Origin of the sequence: Pararhodospirillum photometricum DSM 122 (genome assembly GCF_000284415.1) — a bacterium.
Classification (GTDB): domain Bacteria; phylum Pseudomonadota; class Alphaproteobacteria; order Rhodospirillales; family Rhodospirillaceae; genus Pararhodospirillum; species Pararhodospirillum photometricum.
On the sequence record NC_017059.1, the window covers coordinates 3,288,118 to 3,307,334 of the forward strand.

Sequence of the window (19,217 nt, forward strand, 5' to 3'; positions counted from 1 at the left end):
CTCTCGCGGGTCAGCAGGGGCGTGGGGCAGCAGGAGCGTGGGTCAGTAAGACGGGGTGTGGCTCAGGTAGGACAGGGGGCTCTCCTCGCGCCGCAGGGCGAGCGCTAAGTCCACCTTGTGGGGAGCTGACAGTTCCCAGGGGTCGCAGCGCACCAGGGGAACGGGCGTGTTCTCGATGACGGCCCAGGCCGGGTCGGGCAGGCGTTCCACGGGGCCGCCGGGCACCAAGTCCACGACCAGGGCCAGGGGGACGCTGCCCCCCACGGCCGGCACGGACACAATCCCCACGCCCCGCACCTCGAGAAGACCGGCCAGGGCCGATGGCGCACTGACCCGCAGGCCGGCCTCCTCCACATGGGGGACGACCCGGTCATCGGCAATCAGGCGAAACCCGCGATCGAGCAGGCGCAAGGCCAGATCGGACTTGCCCGCCCCGGAGGGCCCGCGCAACAAGATGGCAACCCCGCCTTTTTCCAAGGCGGTGGCGTGCAGGGTGGTCGGCAAAGAGGATGTCAAGCTCATGCGCGCACTGTGCCCCAGGGCAGGCTGGGGGTCAAATCCTGTCTCGTTTGGGGAGGGAAATGAAGAGGGGGCTGGGGCATGCCGTATGCGACGGGCCTGCGCGGATGTGCGCGTGCCTTGACTCCAGGGGGGGGAGCCCGGAACCATGCTCCGGCCACGCCATGGGAAGGGAAAGAGGATGTCAAGCACGCTGTACTCTTCTTGGGTCATCAGACCATCGGCCAGCAGGCGATTCAACGTGAGGAACCGGCCGATGACCGCTGTCACCGACGCGGGATCAATAAAAGGCCGGGTGGTCGGGGCAACAACGGGGCCCACCGGCGGCACAAGGGGAGCGCTTGCCGTGGCGGCGGGCGCCGGCGCTTGGGAACGGGGAACCAGGGAGCGCGGGCCCTCTCCGTCGTTGGCCGGAGCGGCAGCGGCAGCGGCCATTTGGCGCGGTGGCACAACCGGTTCGGCCATGGCGGCGGCGGTCGCGGGCAGCATCGCCAGAATTTCCAGGTTACCCTGGGCAATGTCGGTCAGGGGCCGGCGCTCCAAATGGAACCAGGCACCAACCGTGGCCTCGTCCTGGGGCGCCAAGTGGACCAGGATCTTGTAGACCCGCACCGCTTCGACAGGCCGGTTGGTGTTTTGGTACAAGAGGCCGGCAGCCAGGAGGGCGTAGGGATCCTGGGCTTCGGCCTGCATGGCGCGATCGACGAAGATTTCGGCCTGGGCATAATCGCCCTTGGCCAGGGAGGCCAGCGCCAAGTCGGCCAAGGCGACATCGGCGGCGGTACTCCGGGGCGCTCCGGCCCCTCCCACGGAGCCACAGGCCGAGAGCACCAGTGCGGCGCCGAGAGCCAGTCCCCAGCGGGTTTTGCGTCCCATGATCGTTCTCCTCCCCTAAGACAAGGGGGGCTCGGCGGACACACCCCCATCCGTCCCGTCCAGGAAAGCAGGGCGGCGTTAAAAAAGGGAGAATCTGGCGCAGGGTTCCGGGCTGGACCGGATGGCGTCAAAAAGAAAGGCTGGGGAGGCAGGCCTCCCCAGGCCCCTCTTTCCTTGGGCGGGAGGGGTTATCCGGCGTCTTCCCAGCCCAGGAAGGGGTCGGGGGCATCGGCCAGGGCGAAGCCGAGGTGGACGAGGCTCTCCTTGAAATGAGGGGGGGAGGCGCCACCACCCGCAGCACATTGCCCTTGGGATGGGGGATGGCCAGGGCCCGGGCGTGCAAGTGCAGGCGCCGCGCCACCGGCAGTTCAGGCAAAAAGGCGCCCTGCCCGCCATACTTGCCATCGCCCAGAATCGGAATGCCCATCTCCAGGCAGTGCACGCGCAATTGATGGGTGCGGCCGGTGCGCGGGCGCAGATCAAGCCAAGCGCAGGCGCCGACGGCCTGATCAATGACCCGAAAATCGGTGATGGCCGGGCGGCCGTCCTCTTCGTTGACCACCATGCGCTCACCACGGCCGCGCGCCTCTTTGGCCAAGGCGCCGCGCATCGTGCCTTGTTCCAGCGGGGGGCGCCCCACCACCAGGGCCCAGTAAACCTTGAGGGTGTCGCGGGCCCGAAACGCCGCCGTCAAAAAGCGGGCTGCCGCCTGGGTGCGGGCGAGGACGAGAACACCACTGGTATCCTTGTCCAGGCGGTGGACCAAGCGGGGGCGCTCGCCTCCTCCGGCCAAGGCATCAAGCATGGCATCCAGGTGGTGGTCGGTGCCGGTACCGCCTTGCACCGCCAGTCCCGGCGCCTTGTTGAGCACGATCAGGTGATCGTCGCTGTGCAAGATGGCGGCCTGCAAGGCGCGAATCTCGCTTTCGCGCACGGGCCGGGGGCGGGGCGTCGGGGGCGGCGGCGGGGTATCGGCATCGGGCAGCGGGGGAATGCGCACCGCCTGCCCGGCTTCCAAGCGCAGGTTACTGGTGGCGCGGCGGCCATCCACCCGCATCTGGCCGGTGCGCAGAAGTTTTTCCAAGCGCCCCTGGGTCAGGCCCGGCATCTGGCGGCGCACCCAGCGGTCGAGGCGCTGGCCGGCTTCCTCGGGCGGGACGGTCAGGATGACCACGCTCATGACTGTTTCTCCGTTGTCGTCGGGCCCGGCCCGGGGGAACGCTCCTGGCGACGACGGTCCCACCAAGCGAGCCGCCGCCGGACCTCGCGCTCGAACCCCCGCTCGGGCGGATCATAAAATCGCTGACGCGCCATCCCCTCGGGAAAGCAGTTCTGACCGCTGAAGGCGTCGGGCGCGTCGTGGTCGTAGGTGTAGCCCTTGCCGTAGCCAAGATCCTGCATCAAGCGGGTGGGCGCATTGAGGATGGTCAGGGGCGGCATGAGGGATCCGCTCTGGCGCGCCGCCTGCCGGGCGGCCTTGTGGGCGGTATAGGCGGCGTTCGATTTGGGCGCCGTGCCCAGGTACAGCACCAGATTGGTGATGGCGAGATCCCCTTCGGGCGAGCCCAGGCGGTCGTAAGCCTCCCAGGCGGCGATGGCATGGCGCAGGGCATCGGGATCGGCGAGGCCGATGTCCTCGACGGCAAAGCGCGTCAGGCGGCGCAAGAGATAGGCCGGATCCTCGCCGGCGTCCAGCATGCGCGCGGTCCAATAGAGGGCCGCGTCGGTATCCGAGGCGCGCAAGGATTTATGCACGGCGCTGATCAGGTTGAAATGCCCCTCGCGGTCCTTGTCGTAGTGGGGAGCGCGGCGTTGGATCACCTTGCCCAGGGCCTCGGGGTCCAGGCAGGGCGAGGCGGGCAGATCAGCCAGGGCCTCGGCCATGTTGAGCAAAAACCGCCCATCGCCATCGGCCATGGCCTTGAGCGTGACCCGCGCCGCCTCGCTCAAGGGCAACGGCCGCCCCAGCACGCCCTCGGCTCGGCTCAACAAGGTGTCGAGAGCCGGATCATCCAAACGGCGCAACACCAAAACCTGACAGCGCGACAGCAAGGCGGCATTGAGTTCAAAGGAGGGGTTTTCCGTCGTCGCCCCCACCAAGATCACAGTTCCATCCTCGACCCACGGCAGGAAACCGTCTTGCTGGGCGCGGTTGAAGCGATGGATCTCATCGACAAACAGCAAGGTCCCCTGCCCGCTCTCGCGCCGGTTCCGGGCCTCGCTAAAGACCCGGCGCAGGTCGGCAACCCCCGAGAACACCGCCGAGAGGGGCTCGAAGGCCAAGGTGCAGGCCTGGGCCAGCAGCCGGGCCAGGGTGGTTTTGCCGCAGCCCGGCGGTCCCCACAAGATGATGGACGCCAAGTGTCCCGAGGCGATCATCCGCCCCAGAGGAGCCTCGGCGGCCACAAGATGATCTTGCCCCACCACCTCGGCGATCTCCCGGGGCCGCAGGCGGTCGGCCARGGGCCGGGGGGCATCCCGATCGAAGAGACTTGGCGGACGGCTCACGATCACCTCCAGACTGGACACAGGCGTCCAGCCTAGACCATTTCCCACGCCAAAGGGCACCCCCCAGGATGGGAGGGGCCTGGGAGGCCCCGCCTCCCCAGCCTTCTCTTTCTCTCCCGCCCGCTCAGGCGGCGGACACCGTCCGGTTCACCGCCTCGCGCATCTCGTCAAAAAACTTCTGAACGGTCCCGCGCAAGGATTCGTTGTCCTGGGCCAGGGTGTGGGTGCAAGCCATCACGGCATTGGCAGCCCGCCCGGTCTCGACCGAGGCATTGCGCGCCCCGTCAATGGCCTGGGCCAMCCCCTGGGTCCCGCTCGCCGCCTCCTGAACATTGCGGGCGATCTCGGCGGTGGCGGCCGACTGTTGCTCGACGGCGGCAGCAATAGCCGCCACGATCTGGTTCAACTCGCCGATGCGCCCGACGATGCTGCCGATCGCCCCCACGGCCTGCTCGGTGGAAAGCTGGACCGCGCCAATCTGAGCGCTGATTTCGTCGGTGGCCCGGGCGGTCTGGTTGGCGAGGCTTTTGACCTCGCTGGCCACCACCGCAAATCCCTTGCCCGCCTCGCCGGCCCGCGCCGCCTCGATCGTGGCGTTGAGGGCCAGGAGGTTGGTTTGGGAGGCAATGTCGTTGATCAGTTTGACCACCTCGCCGATGCGCCCGGACGCCTCGGCCAGACCGCGCACCGTTTCATTGGTGGTCCGGGCTTCGTCGGCGGCGACTTCGGAAAGGCGGTTGGACTCCTCGACCTGCCGGCCAATTTCCCGAATGGAAATGGAAAGCTGCTCGGCGGCCGTAGCCACGCCGTGCACGCTGGCGGTGGCTTGTTGAGTAGCCGCCGCCGCCGACGCTGCCAGCGTGTTGGAGTGCTCGGCGGTGCCGGTCAAGGTGCGGGCGGTATCTTCCAGCCCGGTATAGGCCGTCTGGACCGCCTCCAGCACGGCGGCCGAGCGCTCCCGAAACGCCGTCATCAGGCTCCCCACGGCCTTTTGCCGGTATTCACTGGTGGCGATCCGGTCGCGATTGGCTTGCTCCAGGGCCTGACGCTCCACGGCGTTTTCCTGAAACAAGGCGAGGGCCCGGGCAATGGTGCCGATTTCGTCGCGACGCTCCTCCCCCTCCGGGGTGCCCGAATAATCCCCCCGAATGACACGCTCGACGAACACGCTCAGGTGGCTCAACGGATTGGTGACAAAACGCGACACCACCCAATACAGGAGCCCTAGGGCAAGCAGGGTCAGGCCGCCCGACAAGCCGGAAACCAGGGTTGTTGTCGTCAGAATGTCGCTGTGCATGCGCTCCTTGGCGGCTTGCATGTCCAAGACATTTTGCTCGGCCCGCTGGGTCATGATGTCGCCAAAGGCCACACGAGCGGCGCGCGCCTCGGTCAGAAAGGCCCGCGACGCCTCCTCCCGCACTCCACCGCGCGCCAGATCCATGGCTTTGCGGGTGGCCGTTACATAGGTTGCAAAGCGGGCCTGGATTTCCTCAACCGCCGCCCGGCGCTCCGGGGTCGAGGCCATGCGATGGCCCTCGGCGAGAAGACGCGACACTTTATCAACGCTGGCCTCAAAACGCCCCGCCGCCGCTTGGTGGTCCTGGTCGGATCCGTCCAGGAGCAAGGATAAGGCCGAAACGGTGGCATTGTTGGTTTCCGCCCGGATGTCCATGGCCATCACGGCGCGCTTGGCATCCACATCGATCAACGTGCTGGCCTGCCGTTCCAGTTGACCAAAGCCGGTCATCAAAGCGCCGATCAACAGAACCAGGGTCAAGACCACCAAGATCAGCGGAAGGAGAATTTTCTGAAAAACGCTCAGCTTTTGTAGCCAGGCATTCATGGCTGTCCTCAACGAGCAGGAAACAGGGCACCAGCCCGGAAAATTTTATGGATTTTCTCCCCAGGTAGTTTTTACTCAAAACAAAATTCTGGGAAGATCTTCCAATTTTTATCATGGACTCTGAGCTATCACCAAGCAAAAGGAACATACCCCCAAAAAAATAGGGGGGGGCGTCTACTCGGCCTATCCCTGGATAGGGTTCGTCCTTTTTTTAAAAAAATAATCAAAAAAGCCACCCATCTTTATTGCCTTTGGTCAGGCAACACGGGACTGCCGCCACGTCAGGGCGTGCCGTGCACGATCCCCCGCAAGGCGGCAAGATCGATGGGCCCAAGCTGCTCGGGGAGAAGATAGCTCTCGGCATACAGGCGATAGATACCGCTCTCCAGCAGGAGATCGAAAAGATCCGGGTCAATGTGGCGATCACGGGCCATGAAGGCCATGATCTTGAGGGCCTCCCCCAGAGACTTGGCCTTTTTGTATGGGCGATCGGCGGCGGTCAGCGCTTCAAAAATGTCGGCAAGAGCAATGATCCGCGCTGGCACCGACATTTCCTCGGCCCGCAGGCGGCGCGGGTAGCCCGTCCCGGCCAGGGTTTCGTGGTGGGCGCCTGCGTATTCCGGCACCCGACGTAAGGACTTGGGAAAGGACAGGCGGCGCAGCATGGCAATGGTCTGCACCACGTGATCGTTAATCTTGAAGCGTTCCTCTTCGGTCAAGGTGCCGCGACGGATGGAGAGATTGTATAGCTCACCGAAGTTGTAGAGATAGGCCGGAATATCCATCCGGGCGTCGGGCAGGAAGGTTTCGCCGGACGGCCGGGAGACCCGGTGTTCAGGACGATCGGCGAGCAGGGGTTCCTCGACAGGAGGGGCCGGATGGTCGGGGGGCAAGCGATCCACCTCCAGATGAGCCAGCCCCAGGGTATCATCAAAATAGCGCGTCCAGGTCCGCCCGGCGATGACCTGGAGGCGCTCCAGGTCGGCCGGGGCCATGAACTCGCCCCCAATGTTACATTGGGCGACAAAGGCAAACTCGTCTTGCAAGGTGGCCTTCAAGGCGTCGCGCTCACGGGCCAAGCTGGCTTCGTCGGCCTCGCCTTGGGCGAGGGCGCGCCAATACGCGATATCAGCCTCGCGCCAGAGCACCTCGAAGCGGGTGCGCACTTCGTGAATCCGGTTATACAGGGTTTCCAGCTTGGTCGCCTTGTCCACCACGTACTCGGGGGTGGTGACCTTGCCGCAGTCGTGGAGCCACGCCGCAATCCTGAACTCGCGCCACTCGTCTTCGGAGGTGAGGGCAAACGCGGCAAAGGGCCCTTGGGCCTGGACCGAGGCAGCCTCGGCCACCATCTGGGCGATCTCGGGAACGCGCGCGCAATGCCCCCCCGTGTGGGGCGACTTGGCGTCGATGGCGCCGGCGATCAGCTCGATAAAGGATTCCAGGAGATTTCCCTGGATTTCCAACAAGCTATAATTGTCGATCGACACAGCGGCCTGAGAGGCCAAAGCCTCGACGATGCGCCGCGTCTCGGCCGAAAACCCGGTAATCGCTCCGCTATCCGCATCCCGGGCATTGAGCAGCAGCAAAACCCCGATCACCTCGGCGCCGCGGGGAATGAGAGGGACGGCCAGCAAGGACCGGGTGCGGTAGCCGAGGCGAAGATCCAGTTGGTAAACCAGCGACAAATCGAAGGGGGCTTGGTCGTAGGCGTCATCCACCACCAAGGAGCGTCGCACCTGGACGGCGGCGGCCACGATGTCCTTGTCGTTGGGGCGACCGGCCTCGGTGCGCAAGGGGACGGCGGGCAGATCCGGCAGGGGCAAGAGGGTGCCGCCGCGACGCAACCCCAAGGAGTCGATGCGGGCCAAGCGCGGGATAAGGGCGTTGTCGTCCAGAAAATACAACACCGCCCCGTCCGCCCCGGAAAGTTCCAGCGCCCCCTCCAAGATGGTCTCTTGCAAGACGGCGCCATCGCGCACGCCCCCCAAGGTGATGCCGATGCGCACCAAACGCTCCAGCTTGGCGCGTTCGGCCGCCAGTTCGCGAGTGCGCTCGCGCACCCTGACTTCCAGCAACTCGGCGTGGCGCGAGATTTCCTCGTTGGCTTTTTCAAGAGCGAGCTTTTGTTGCTCGATGAGCAGGTTGGCGTCCTTGAGCCGCTCCTCGGAGCGATCGGAAATCTGCACCAAACGCCGCACCTGCTTGAGCAGCCTTTCGTAGCCCACGGCGAGGCTCTCAAACTCCTGGTGTGAGGTGGCAAGCGCCGCGCGGGCCCGGTCGAGAATGGCCTGTTCCTTGGCGAACAGTTCGGTGCTCATCGGCGCTTTCCTCATGATCCAGGGGCTCCCCCCGCGGCTTCAGACCTCCTCCCCTCAAGACATGAGGGGTCTAGGGAGGCCCGCCTCCCCAGGCTTCTCTCTTTGACTGAGGAAGCAACCGACGCGTCGGCCACGCCCTCTAAAGCGGCAACTCTTCCATTTCAAAACTAGCGTGACTGAGTTCGGCGCCAAACTCTTCCCCCAATTCCTTGAGGTTATCGTCATCTTGCTCATAGGCCCAAACCACGGAGACTGCGTTGCCACGCCGCCCGGCCTCGTCGAGAATTTCAAAAAGCTCCATCAGAACCTTTGCCGTTGAACTATTAAAATAGATCAACTCAAAGCGAAACCGCACGGCGGCGCTGTCCAAGGCCTCCAAATGGGCCTCCAGCTTGTGCAGAAGAGGCCCATAGAACGCGGAGACATCTTCGGGATACGACTCCCCGGCCATGGAAAAGGTATTCGCCGTGAAATCAAAACGTATGTCGGGCGAGCGGGTGGTTCGCTCGATAACAATCGTGTCCATCAGAGTGTCACTCACATCCGAGCGTTCAGAGCAAAAAAGCTGTAACCTTGGTCCACATGCGTGAAGTCGAACTCCACCCCCCCCGCTGGCCAGCCGGGCGATGTCGAGAAACCCAACGCCGGCCCCTTTGCTGCCCTCGGGCGCGCCATTTTTCAAGGTCTGCTTGTAGAGAGCCATCAATTCCTCGCGACTGAGGCCGGCAATCGCCGTCAAATCGGTCCGCAGGCGATCCACGTCGTGATCGTGGATCAAATTCCCGCAAGACACGAAATAACCCTTTCCATCTCGCCCAACAAGCAAGATGCCATACCGCAGCACCGCCCCCGTCTCCAAACCATCGGGCCCGGTTTCTTTCTCGGCAGAGTATCGCACGACATTTTGCACCTGTTCCACGAAAACAGAGAACAGGTTTTTGGCAACCTTGCGTTCGGTCTGGTCAAAGGCCAGCTTGGCACGCAAGGCGGTGCCGATCCCTTCGAGAACTTCCTGTGTCAGATAGCCGCTGTAGCAAAAAATGACACCGTCTGAATTTAATTGATTTTTAAGGGCATACAGATTGGAGGCAAGTAACGTCATTGCGTTTCCCCTGTTCTTCCGGTCTCCCGGGCGGAAGGGGCCGGATCATTTTTTTCAGCCTCAAAGGCCAGGAGATACTCTCCCAGGGCCTTGTCCATGACCTGGATATGCAGCCGCAGCCAGTCTGCCAGGAAATCCATGAGACCATCGGTGGCGTGCTCATCACCGCTGGCCAATCGCGCTTGAAGGGCCGTCGTTTGCTGGATCAAGAGATCGTGTTCGCGCTTGTGCTGGGCGCTGCCCGGGTAGTCGTGCACCTGCATGAGCCGCTCTTCATGCCGGAAGTGCCAGTGGGTATAGGAGGCCAGATCGCTGATCAGCCGCGCGAGGCGCTCGGTATCGTTGCGCGCCAACACGACGCCCACCCGGTTGACCAGTTCAAAGAGCTTGAGGTGATCCTCGTCGATCTCGCGAACGCCGGTGAGCAGCGCATCGTCGAGAGTGAGAGCCCAGGACTCGTCGGCCACCAGGGCTTCGCCGTAGCCCTTGAAGCCAATGAGAGACACGTCGTCGCGGCGCATCTCGTCGCCCTGGTGCGCGCGCAGGGCCTCCAAGATCACGGCCTTGCGAGCTTCGGGAGGCAGACTGTCGAGACCGGCCAGAACCTCCCGCAGGCGACGCTTGCCAAAAGCGCGGCGGCGCTCGCCGCCCACCTGATCGATCAGGCCATCGGTTGAGAGAATATACCAAGCCGATGTGGAAATCGGCAGGCGCACATTCGTAAAAGTGGCGTCATGGGGAACCTTGCGATACCCCAGGCCATGGCGGTTGCCGGCGATCTCCTCGACCGTCTCGCCGTCTTGGACAAATAGGGAAAAGCGCGCTCCGGCAAAAATCATGACGCCGGCATCGGGATTGAGGAAACAGGCCCCAGCCTCCATGCCGTCGTCCACCGCCGACAAACGCGGGGCGCCCTCGGCGGCGGCGCGGTCTCGGATCAACACGCCTTGAATGAGCTGGTGCATGCGGGCCAGCAAGGCGGCCGGATCGCCGGGCGGCGCCTCCAAGATGGCCCCGTGGAAGGCACCGTTGGCAATCAGGGTCATGAAAGCCCCGGGCACGCCATGGCCCGTGCAGTCCCCCAACAGCAACAACACGCCGTCTCCCCAAGGTCGGCACCAATAAATATCGCCGGCCACCACGTCGCGAGGCTCCCAAATCACGAAAACCTCGGGAAAACACCGGTGCAAGGTGGTTTCGTCGGGCAAAATGGCCCGCTGTATCGAACTGGCGTACTGGATCGAACTGGAGATCACGCCATAGGCATCACTCAGTTCGTTCATGGTTTGATCAAGATCCTGGCGCTGGGCCTCCAGCCGGGCTTCCCGGGCGCGCACTTCGCGCACAAAATGCAGGAAACTCGCCGCCATGGCTGCCACTTCGTCGTCGCCCTTGGTCGAGAGCGGCAGGGGATCGCCCACCACGTGGGAGTGCATGCCCCGCTGAAGGCTGACCATGCGCGCCACCACTCGACGGTTGACAAAAAACAGCAAGGCCGCCGCCGACAGCAAGGCCAACACCGAGATCCAGACCATCACCTGGGTCAACCGGGCGAGGCGCTGTTCCAGAACCGTCGCACGATCAAGGGAGGACCGGGTCAGGGCCTGGGCAATCTCGTCTACGGCCTGGACCAGACGGTCCATGACAACCAAACGGCGCAGGGCACCTTGAATGCGGACATCAAGCCGTTGGCGCTCCAAGCGCAATCCGAACACATCGGAAAGAGCATCAAGGCGCCCCAGGGTCCGGTCGCGCAAAAGCTCCTCGTCGTGCCCCAAGGGGGCGTCGGTCAGAGCCGCCAGGGCATCCATCTGCCGGCCGTAGGCGCGCGAGAGGTCAACAATCTGGCGCGGATCGGGCGAGGACAGCGCGGCCAGCATCAGACCGCTGGCCTCCATCAAGGTCCAGGCCTGCTGGGCGGCGGAACCATCGCCTTTGCCCTGGGCGGCCGCCGAGATCTGGGCGCGGAGCTCGACCAGGGCCTGAGTTCGGCGGGCCAGCTTGGCATCGGCCTGACTGCGCTCCAAGATCAAGGCGGTCAGCCGATGGAGCGTGCCCTCCATCTGGGTGATGATGCCCTCCAAGGCCACCCGCTCCGGGCTCGGCAGCCGGGGCTCCCCCAGGGTGTCGAGGGTGGCGCGCAAGGCGACGGTCAGCGTTTCGATCTGGCCGCGCACGGTCTCGATGGCAAAATCCCCCTCCAGGTTGGGCAGGCGGCGGGCATCGGCGTCGATGGTCTTGACCAGCCGCATCATTTCGTTGGCCGAGGCCAGCGCCGGCAGCGCCTCGGTCACGATTGGCGTCAGGTCCCGGGTCAAGCCCCAAAACGCCGCCAAGGCCCCCCCGGTCGCCACCAAGGTAAGAAAGGTCAGGCCGGTGAGCCCCGTGCGCAGCACCAAGGCAATGCGCCGACGCACCGGTTTGTCGGAGGATAGCAAAAAGGTCTCGGGGCCGGTGGTGGGATTAAAGGTCATCGGGGGCCTCGGGACCAAAGTCGAGGAAGGGGCAAGACCGACCCTCGGCATCGTAATCAATGACTTTGACGCGTCCGGCAATGATCGCAAAGCGCAGGTCGTCGAGGATAGCCTGCCGCTCTTCCGTAATGAGCAGGATATTATTGCCATCCAGGGCCCAGTCGATGGCCCCTTCCTTCAAGCCCAGCCGCCGCACCCCGGGCTGCCAGCGCCCCTCAGCCAGATCCTTAAGCGCCAGAAACACCGCCACGTCGGTACGCTTCAGCATGGAGGTCAGCACACGCCCGGGAACCTGCCCGTTCTGATTGACATCCACCCCAATGGCAAAGGCGCCGGCGGCCGTTGCGGCCCGGATCACCCCGTCCCCGGTTTGCCCGGCGGCGTGATAGACGACATCGGCGCCCTCGGCGACCAAGGCCTGGGCCAGTTGTCCGCCGCGCTCGGGGTTGCCCCAGGCGAGATTAGTGGTCCCGGTCATCCGCCAGACCACCTTAACGTCGGACCGTTGGTCATGGGCCCCTTGGGCGAACGCACAGCCAAACTTGCGGATCAAGGGAATATCCTTGCCGCCGACAAACCCGAGAACCCCCGACCGCGTCACCTGAGCCGCCAGCGCCCCGACGAGATAGGACCCCTCCTCCTCGCGAAACATCAGGGACTGGACGTTGGGCTGGCTGACCGCATCGTCCAGCACCACAAAACGCACCCCGGGATGATCCGGGGCCACCGCATCAAACAGGGCGCTAAACGAATAGCCCACTCCGACTATCACCGTATGCCCCGCGCCCAAGGCGTTGCTCACCAGGACCGAAAGACGTTCGCGCTCGTCGGCGCCCTGGCTGCGGGTCGCGACCTTCCCCGGCGTATAGATTTCCACAGGAACGCCATAGAGCGCGGCAAACGACCGAGCCCCGTCCAGGGCCAAGCGCTCGAAACCGCCGCTGGTGATGTCCTCGGCTTCGAATAAAAGGGCGGGGTCCAGTTGCCCTGCTCCTGCCTTGCCCTCCGCCGAGGTCACGCTTGCCAAGGTTAGCAAGACGCCGAACACGAGCCCCCCCCATGTCCTTCGTCCCTGGGCACGCTCCCTCGACGCCTTGCGTCGCGCGCTTGACATGACCCTCCCCCTCTCTTTCTTTCCCCCTTCCCTTTTTACGACATCCCTGAAACTATAACAATCTGCATCGTTTTTAGGCGAGGGGCCGCAAGATGGGTGGCGCGGGGCCCGAGGCGGCAGCCCCGCATCCCCCACGGGACGGCTTCACTCCCCCCCTCGAAAGGCACCCAGGAATGTCCTCCGCCCCTGCGCCCCTGCCCCTTCAGGGAATTCGAATCCTTGATTTGTCCCGGGTTTTGGCCGGCCCGTGGGCCACGCAAGCGCTGGCCGATCTTGGCGCCGAGGTGATCAAGATCGAGCGACCGGGCGGTGGGGACGACACCCGGACCTGGGGCCCGCCGTTCCTCAAGGACGACCACGGCCACGACACCGCCGAAGCCGCCTATTTCCTGGCGGCCAACCGGGGCAAGAAGTCGGTGGCCATTGACCTCGCCCATCCCGAGGGCCAAGCCCTGATCCGCGCCCTGGCCAAGCGCTCGCACGCGGTCATCGAGAATTTCAAGGTCGGCGGCCTTGCCCGCTATGGCCTGGATCGTGACAGCCTGCACGCCGTCAACCCGGCCCTGGTCTACTGCTCGATCACCGGCTTCGGCCAAACCGGCCCGGCCGCAACGCAAGCCGGGTACGATGCCATGATCCAAGCGCGCAGCGGCCTCATGAGCCTGACCGGCCTGCCCGACGACCAGCCGGGCGGCGGCCCCATGAAAATTGGCGTGGCCCTGGTCGATATCCTGACCGGCCTTTACGCCGCCCTCGGGCTGGTGGCGGCCATCCGCGAGGCCGAGCAAACCGGCGTGGGCCGGGCGGTGGATCTGGCCTTGCTCGATACCGCCGTGGCCTGCCTCGCCAATCAGGCCATGAACCATCTGGTGGGCGGCCTGATCCCGGGACGCCTGGGCACGGCCCACCCCAACATCGTGCCCTATCAGGCCATGGCGACCCAGGACGGCCACCTGATGCTGGCGGTGGGCAACGACGGCCAGTTCGAGCGCTTCTGTGCCGTGGCTGACCTGCCCGCCCTGGCCCACGACCCCCGCTTTGCCCGCAACCGCGACCGGGTGGCCCATCGCGACGCCCTGCTGGCCCTGCTGGAACCGCGCTTGAAGGAGCGCCCCACGGCGGCTTGGTTGGCGGCGCTGGAGGCGGTGGGGGTGCCGTGTGGGCCGATCAACACCTTGGATCAGGTTTTTGCCGATCCCCAGGTGCTCGCGCGCGGCCTGCGCTTGGAGGTCCCTCACCCCTTGTCCGGCACGGTGCCGCTGGTGCGCTCGCCGCTGCGGCTGTCGGGCACCGAAACGGCAGCGCCGGCCGAGGCTCCGCCGCTGTTGGGGCAGCATACCCGTGGGGTGCTGGGCGATCTTCTGGGCCTTACTGCGGCGCGGCTGGATGCCCTCACGGCGCAAGGGGTCATCGGGTAAAGAAAAAAGGCAAGGCTGGGGAGGCGCACCTCCCCAGACCCCTCGTTCCGTTTGGCCTTTCTTGCCCCCGTGCGCCCTTCCCCCCCCCGCGCGGCTGGTGTAAGACGAGCGCCGCTCTCAAAGCCGCAGAAACGGATACCGCCCATGAGGACCTATACCCGCGACGCCCACGCGATTTACCGCCAGTCCTTCGCCCTCATCCGGGCCGAGGCCAACCTGTCGCGGATCCCCGACGACCTGGAAAAACTGGCCGTGCGCGTGGCCCACGCCTGCGGCATGCCCGATATCATCGACGACCTGATGTTCTCGCCCGGCGCCGGGGCTGCCGGCCGCGCCGCCCTGGCCGCCGGCGCCCCCATCCTGTGCGATTGCCGCATGGTGGCCGAGGGCGTGACCAAGGCACGCAGTGCCGGCCAACAACCCGGTGCTGTGCACCCTCAACGACCCCGAGGTTCCGGCCCTGGCCAAGCAGCTCGACACCACCCGCTCGGCGGCGGCCCTGGAACTGTGGCGCCCCCATCTGGCCGGATCGGTGGTGGCCATCGGCAATGCCCCCACCGCCTTGTTCTATCTTCTCGACATGCTCGACGCCGGCGCGCCGCGTCCGGCCCTGATCCTCGGTTTCCCCGTGGGCTACGTGGGCGCGGCGGAATCCAAGGACGAACTGGCCGCCGACAGCCGGGGCGTTCCCTTTGTCGCGGTGCGGGGCCGACGCGGCGGCAGCGCCATGGCCTCGGCCGCCCTCAACGCCCTGGGCACGGAGCACGAGGTATGAGCCAGATTCCCGGCCGGTTGTTGGGTCTGGGCGTCGGCCCGGGCGATCCCGAGTTGATGACCCTAAAGACGGTCCGCCTGCTGCGCGAGGCCTCGGTGGTGGCCTACCCGGCAGCCCGCGGGCGCAAGGGACGGGCCTTGACCATCGTGGAAGAGTATCTGCGGCCCGAGCAGACCCTGCTGCCCATGATCTATCCGGTGACCACCGAAACCCTAGCGCCGCCCCTCGACTACGAAACCTTGATGGTGGACTTTTACGATGAGAGCGCCGCCCAGGTGGCCGCCCACCTTGATGCCGGGCGCGACGTCGCCGTGCTGTGCGAGGGCGACCCGTTCTTCTACGGCTCGTTCATGTATCTGCACGACCGTTTGGCCGAACGCTACGCCACCACGGTCGTCCCTGGGGTCAACTCGGTGGTGGCCTGCGCCGCCCAACTGGGGGTGCCCCTGGTCTATCGCAACCAGACGCTCACCGTGTTGTCCGGCGTCCTGCCCGAGGAAGACCTGAAGGCCCGCCTCGCTAGCGCCGACGCCGCCGCTATCATGAAGCTGGGCACCCAGTTTCCCAAGGTCCGCCGGGTCATTGCCGACCTCGGTCTGACCGACCGGGCCCTCTACGCCGAACGCGCCACCATGGCCGATCAGCGCCTGATGCCGCTGTCCGAGGTGCGCACCGACGAGGTGCCCTACTTCGCGCAAATCCTTATCCCTGGCCTGCGATGGGCACCATGAGCGACGCTTCCGCCGTGCGCGGCCACCTTTGGGTGGTCGGCCTGGGCCCCGGGGATCTCGCCTGGCGCACGCCCGAGGCCAGCGCCGCCCTGGCCGCCGCCGACCACATCGTGGGCTATGAGACCTACGTGCAGATGGCTGGGCCGTTTCGCCCCGACCAAACCCTGCACGGCTCGGATAACCGGGTCGAACTCGACCGGGCCCGCCACGCCTTCACCCTCGCCGCCCAAGGGGCGCGGGTGGCGGTAGTGTCCTCGGGCGATCCGGGAGTGTTCGCCATGGCCTCAGCGGTCCTGGAAGCCCTGGACGGCGCCAGCGATCCGGCATGGCACGCGGTGGAACTGACCATCGTTCCCGGCCTGACCGCCGCCCAGGCCGCCGCCGCCCGGGTCGGCGCCCCCCTCGGCCACGATTTTTGCCTGCTCTCGCTCTCGGATAACCTCAAGCCCTGGGAGGTGATCGAAAACCGGCTGGTTCACGCTACCGCCGGCGATTTCGTCATGGCCTTCTACAACCCGATCTCCAAGGCCCGCCCCTGGCAGTTGGGCCGCGCCTTCGAGATCGTGCGCGCCCATCGCACCGGCGAGGCCGTGGTGGTCCTAGGCCGCGACATCGGCCGCCCCGACGAGCGGATCCGCCTCACGACCTTGGCGGACGTGCGACCCGAAGACGTGGACATGCGCACCGTCGTCCTGATCGGTTCGTCCACCACCCGACTCATTCCCCGGCCCGAGGGGGGAGAGGCGTGGGTGTATACGCCGAGATTTTACGGGAAGTAGTTCCGCTTTTAAGGCTGGGGAGGCGCGGCCTCCCCAGACCCCTCGTTGATGGCGAAGAAACGGCTAACTTCGCCCCTCTCTCGAGAAATCACGACATTGCGTAAACTTTGTCATTGAATTGAACCTCAATCTCCTTATTCTCAAAGGGTGAATTCTGGAGATTGAGCAAAGAGCGCCACGTCTCGGCCTTGGCCACGACGATAGCCTGCCCCGTTCCTTCCAGGGCGTTGGTGATCGTTACCCCTGGAAACTGCTCAAAGTCGCGTAAGAGCGGCTTTTTCAGCGCATCGTAGAAGGCGTCGAGGCGCTGACGACGCTCCGTATACGATGAGATGGATCGAAGCGCCTCCAAATCTGGCGAATGTGTCCAGTTAAGGATCAACGTGACATCCTGTGACGCTGGCTGGCGCTCCAATCGAAGCTTTAGGGCGTTCCCGTTCATGGGTCCAAGCTCCGCTGGATTAAGATACCTGCTATTTTTAGCTTAGGCTCATAGGCTACTCAAATCAAGTCTTCCTGCCCCGCTTCTTGGGGAAGCGGTGCCAGGAGCGACAAGGGTGCGCAACCTAACGTCCACGGCATCGGGATCGCCGCCTTCCTGCTCGCGAAGCAGGGCGGCCGCCCCGGCCACGATAGGACTTGCCATGGACGTTCCCGACATCCTTCGGAACTTCCCTCCAAGCCAAGCACTGACTACCTCCACTCCGGGAGCAGCAAGGTCAGGCTTCCTTTCCGCTGGATGAGCAGCGGGATTTCCTGAGTTGCTAAACGTGGCCACGTTATCGCTCTGATCTGTCGCCCCAACAGAAACGACCCCAGGATAATTTCCAGGACTACTGGTCGCGCTAAGCGAGGCTTCATTTCCAACCGCTACGACCGTCAAGATCCCATCAGCGATCCTAGCCTGCTGGATAGACGCAAGAAGATAATTGCTATACTCTTGCGTTCCTGCTGATATATTGATAACACCCAGATTATAACTTCCCTTTTTTCTCAATTCGACCAGCCAGTCATACCCAGCAAGAATTTGAGCAAAATACCCGAATGCTCCTCCTGAAGATTTTTCGGTTAAAACTGAGGCCACCGCCAATTGAGCCCCTGGAGCAATACCACACTTCCTTCCCGCAATCAGGGCGCAAACGTGGGTTCCGTGCCCATCGTGGTCCCTGGCCTCGGCAGCGACTTTCTCTCCACGGGCAGAAAACTTTTGGAAGCCAACAACACGCCCCTCCAACTCTGAATGCTTCGCCTCGACCCCAGTATCCAAGACACCAACGACCTCTCCCTTTCCGGTTGGCCGGTTCGCAGCGTTCCCGATATTGACCTGACGTAAATGCCACAGGTCGCTCGGCCCCACACCGGGAAGAAGGCTCCGGGCCGCTGGCTTATTGAGCCGCACGACCTGATTGGGCAGAACAACGGCCCCCTTCTTGATCAAGGCCGCCTTCTCAGCCTCGCTCCCGTTGTCGAGGAAAAAAACATCCAGCGCCTTGAGCCACCGGATCGTTCCGCTCGCTTTTGGCAAAGCAGCGACCCCTGCTCCCCCTGCCGCAGCGACAGGCGGGAAAGGAGACATCGTCGCACTGTTACGCAACTCCCCATTCCACCCCAAACTCCCTAGACTCTCGCGCAAAAACTGCTTCGTGCGCCGCCGTTGCTCTTTTACGCTTAAAAGAGAGGCACCTCCAGAGAGTCCGACAGAACGTTGAACAGCCACACCTTGGCCACCCCCGGAGGGGCTATGCCAGGGAGGAATAACAATTGAAATTGTGGCCGGATCAAAAGACTGCGGCGACGGATCGCGACGCCCTCGCAAAACAAGATCAATCCCCTTTTTAAGATATTTTCTCTTTAGGGATTTATAATGCCGGCGCGCCGCATTTTTATCGATTTTTGCAACTCTTGGCCGCGTATAATATTTTACAGGACGCTCAGAGCTCTCCTCTGAATTTCCCACGGCCCCACGACGAGGAACAGACGAAGAAGACCCAGTCCCCATGCCAACTCTCCTTAAATAAGGAACAGTGACAAATTTCCCGTTTAACTAAAAAACCTTCTCCAAAGATGACGTCGGTGACAAGTCCGTTCTTTCGAACACAAGGAAAATAACCACAAAACAACACCTATAGAGATTGCGCCCTCCTTATGAGAGCACGAAAAACTTAAACGACCATTCTCCTAGCGAGAACCTCCTCACCCTTCCCCTTTGCAAACACCCCCTCCCCCACTTCCGACACAGCGACTCGTCCCCCTTTGCCGAGCACTCGACCATGCTTTTCAAAACTGGGAAGCCCCAAAAAGGAAGGCCCCCAAAACCTTTTCGGTCTTGGGGGCCATGGTGCCCAGGGACGGAGTCGAACCGCCGACACTGCGATTTTCAGTCGCATGCTCTACCAACTGAGCTACCTGGGCTCAGGACTTCACAAAGAAACACCGGCGCATGGTGCCCAGGGACGGAGTCGAACCGCCGACACTGCGATTTTCAGTCGCATGCTCTACCAACTGAGCTACCTGGGCCCAAGGCGCTTGGGCGTCTTCGTCTGGATCGTCGTGGTGCCCAGGGACGGAGTCGAACCGCCGACACTGCGATTTTCAGTCGCATGCTCTACCAACTGAGCTACCTGGGCGCCGCCACGATCAGGCCCGACACAGAAAACGAATGGTGCCCAGGGACGGAGTCGAACCGCCGACACTGCGATTTTCAGTCGCATGCTCTACCAACTGAGCTACCTGGGCCTCGTTCTCCCTATCGGGGAG

General features: G+C 64.0%; 13 protein-coding genes, 4 tRNA genes and 1 pseudogene. 4 read left to right on the plus strand and 14 right to left on the minus strand.

Annotated elements, in window-relative coordinates; all coding sequences use genetic code 11:
- Positions 1-42: 42 nt before the first annotated feature.
- From RSPPHO_RS21290 to RSPPHO_RS14705, 8 genes are all read right to left on the minus strand, one after another.
- Entirely contained in the window at positions 43-1,395 is a 1,353-nt protein-coding gene (locus RSPPHO_RS21290; RefSeq protein ID WP_242390514.1) for a hypothetical protein, read from the minus strand.
- A gap of 127 nt (positions 1,396-1,522) precedes the next feature.
- On the minus strand, positions 1,523-2,575 hold the full coding sequence (locus RSPPHO_RS14675) for an RluA family pseudouridine synthase (RefSeq protein ID WP_339325386.1): 1,053 nt from the start codon (positions 2,573-2,575) through the stop codon (positions 1,523-1,525).
- The gene (locus tag RSPPHO_RS14680) at positions 2,572-3,903 is read right to left on the minus strand and encodes a replication-associated recombination protein A (protein ID WP_041797597.1); all 1,332 of its coding nucleotides are present in this window, start codon (positions 3,901-3,903) and stop codon (positions 2,572-2,574) included. Before RSPPHO_RS14680 ends, RSPPHO_RS14675 begins: the two co-directional genes overlap by 4 nt.
- A 124-nt stretch (positions 3,904-4,027) precedes the next feature.
- Entirely contained in the window at positions 4,028-5,746 is a 1,719-nt protein-coding gene (locus tag RSPPHO_RS14685) for a methyl-accepting chemotaxis protein (RefSeq protein WP_242390515.1), read from the minus strand.
- Positions 5,747-6,027: 281 nt separating this feature from the next.
- Positions 6,028-8,067 (minus strand): HD family phosphohydrolase, encoded by a 2,040-nt coding sequence (locus tag RSPPHO_RS14690; protein WP_197535615.1) that lies wholly within the window; start codon positions 8,065-8,067, stop codon positions 6,028-6,030.
- 139 nt (positions 8,068-8,206) lie between these two features.
- The gene (locus RSPPHO_RS20650; RefSeq protein WP_014416005.1) at positions 8,207-9,169 is read right to left on the minus strand and encodes a SiaB family protein kinase; all 963 of its coding nucleotides are present in this window, start codon (positions 9,167-9,169) and stop codon (positions 8,207-8,209) included.
- Positions 9,166-11,643 (minus strand): bacteriohemerythrin, encoded by a 2,478-nt coding sequence (locus RSPPHO_RS18145; protein WP_051013920.1) that lies wholly within the window; start codon positions 11,641-11,643, stop codon positions 9,166-9,168. The genes RSPPHO_RS20650 and RSPPHO_RS18145 overlap by 4 nt, the downstream gene beginning before the upstream one ends.
- A complete protein-coding gene (locus RSPPHO_RS14705) occupies positions 11,633-12,691 on the minus strand; it encodes a BMP family lipoprotein (RefSeq protein ID WP_051013921.1) in 1,059 nt (352 codons plus the stop codon). The genes RSPPHO_RS18145 and RSPPHO_RS14705 overlap by 11 nt, the downstream gene beginning before the upstream one ends.
- Before the next feature lie 239 nt (positions 12,692-12,930).
- Here RSPPHO_RS14705 and RSPPHO_RS14710 point away from each other — a divergent pair, with 239 nt between their 5' ends.
- The 4 genes and pseudogenes from RSPPHO_RS14710 to cobJ all read left to right on the plus strand — a co-directional run bounded on the left by RSPPHO_RS14710 (position 12,931) and on the right by cobJ (position 16,460).
- A complete protein-coding gene (locus tag RSPPHO_RS14710) occupies positions 12,931-14,175 on the plus strand; it encodes a CaiB/BaiF CoA transferase family protein (protein WP_041795716.1) in 1,245 nt (414 codons plus the stop codon).
- Between the two features lie 144 nt (positions 14,176-14,319).
- Positions 14,320-14,950, plus strand: a pseudogene (locus RSPPHO_RS14715) (precorrin-8X methylmutase).
- Positions 14,947-15,681 carry a precorrin-2 C(20)-methyltransferase gene (locus RSPPHO_RS14720; RefSeq protein ID WP_041795718.1) on the plus strand — a complete coding sequence of 245 codons (735 nt, stop codon included), beginning with the start codon at positions 14,947-14,949 and terminating at the stop codon, positions 15,679-15,681. The pseudogene RSPPHO_RS14715 and the gene RSPPHO_RS14720 overlap by 4 nt, the downstream one beginning before the upstream one ends.
- Complete coding sequence (cobJ, locus tag RSPPHO_RS14725; protein ID WP_014416012.1) at positions 15,669-16,460, plus strand: precorrin-3B C(17)-methyltransferase; 792 nt, start codon at positions 15,669-15,671, stop codon at positions 16,458-16,460. The genes RSPPHO_RS14720 and cobJ overlap by 13 nt, the downstream gene beginning before the upstream one ends.
- 88 nt (positions 16,461-16,548) lie before the next feature.
- Here cobJ and RSPPHO_RS14730 read toward each other — a convergent pair whose 3' ends face one another.
- The 6 genes from RSPPHO_RS14730 to RSPPHO_RS14750 form a co-directional block, all read right to left on the minus strand.
- A complete protein-coding gene (locus RSPPHO_RS14730) occupies positions 16,549-16,902 on the minus strand; it encodes a hypothetical protein (RefSeq protein WP_041795720.1) in 354 nt (117 codons plus the stop codon).
- A gap of 48 nt (positions 16,903-16,950) precedes the next feature.
- Positions 16,951-18,417 carry a S8 family peptidase gene (locus tag RSPPHO_RS19355; RefSeq protein WP_157879264.1) on the minus strand — a complete coding sequence of 489 codons (1,467 nt, stop codon included), beginning with the start codon at positions 18,415-18,417 and terminating at the stop codon, positions 16,951-16,953.
- A gap of 379 nt (positions 18,418-18,796) precedes the next feature.
- Positions 18,797-18,872: transfer RNA gene (locus RSPPHO_RS14735), tRNA-Phe, on the minus strand.
- A gap of 29 nt (positions 18,873-18,901) precedes the next feature.
- Positions 18,902-18,977, minus strand: a tRNA-Phe gene (locus tag RSPPHO_RS14740).
- A gap of 34 nt (positions 18,978-19,011) precedes the next feature.
- Positions 19,012-19,087 (minus strand) — tRNA-Phe (locus tag RSPPHO_RS14745).
- A 33-nt stretch (positions 19,088-19,120) separates the two neighbouring features.
- Positions 19,121-19,196, minus strand: a tRNA-Phe gene (locus RSPPHO_RS14750).
- Positions 19,197-19,217 lie beyond the last annotated feature (21 nt).

Bases quoted from the DNA above. Each gene is read 5' to 3' on its own strand.
- RSPPHO_RS14675 (WP_339325386.1), bottom strand. From the start codon at position 2,575: ATGAGCGTGGTCATCCTGACCGTCCCGCCCGAGGAAGCCGGCCAGCGC.
- RSPPHO_RS14720 (WP_041795718.1), top strand. From the start codon at position 14,947: ATGAGCCAGATTCCCGGCCGGTTGTTGGGTCTGGGCGTCGGCCCGGGC.
- RSPPHO_RS14710 (WP_041795716.1), top strand. From the start codon at position 12,931: ATGTCCTCCGCCCCTGCGCCCCTGCCCCTTCAGGGAATTCGAATCCTT.
- RSPPHO_RS14730 (WP_041795720.1), bottom strand. From the start codon at position 16,902: ATGAACGGGAACGCCCTAAAGCTTCGATTGGAGCGCCAGCCAGCGTCA.
- RSPPHO_RS14690 (WP_197535615.1), bottom strand. From the start codon at position 8,067: ATGAGCACCGAACTGTTCGCCAAGGAACAGGCCATTCTCGACCGGGCC.
- cobJ (WP_014416012.1), top strand. From the start codon at position 15,669: ATGGGCACCATGAGCGACGCTTCCGCCGTGCGCGGCCACCTTTGGGTG.
- RSPPHO_RS20650 (WP_014416005.1), bottom strand. From the start codon at position 9,169: ATGACGTTACTTGCCTCCAATCTGTATGCCCTTAAAAATCAATTAAAT.
- RSPPHO_RS21290 (WP_242390514.1), bottom strand. From the start codon at position 1,395: ATGGGACGCAAAACCCGCTGGGGACTGGCTCTCGGCGCCGCACTGGTG.
- RSPPHO_RS18145 (WP_051013920.1), bottom strand. From the start codon at position 11,643: ATGACCTTTAATCCCACCACCGGCCCCGAGACCTTTTTGCTATCCTCC.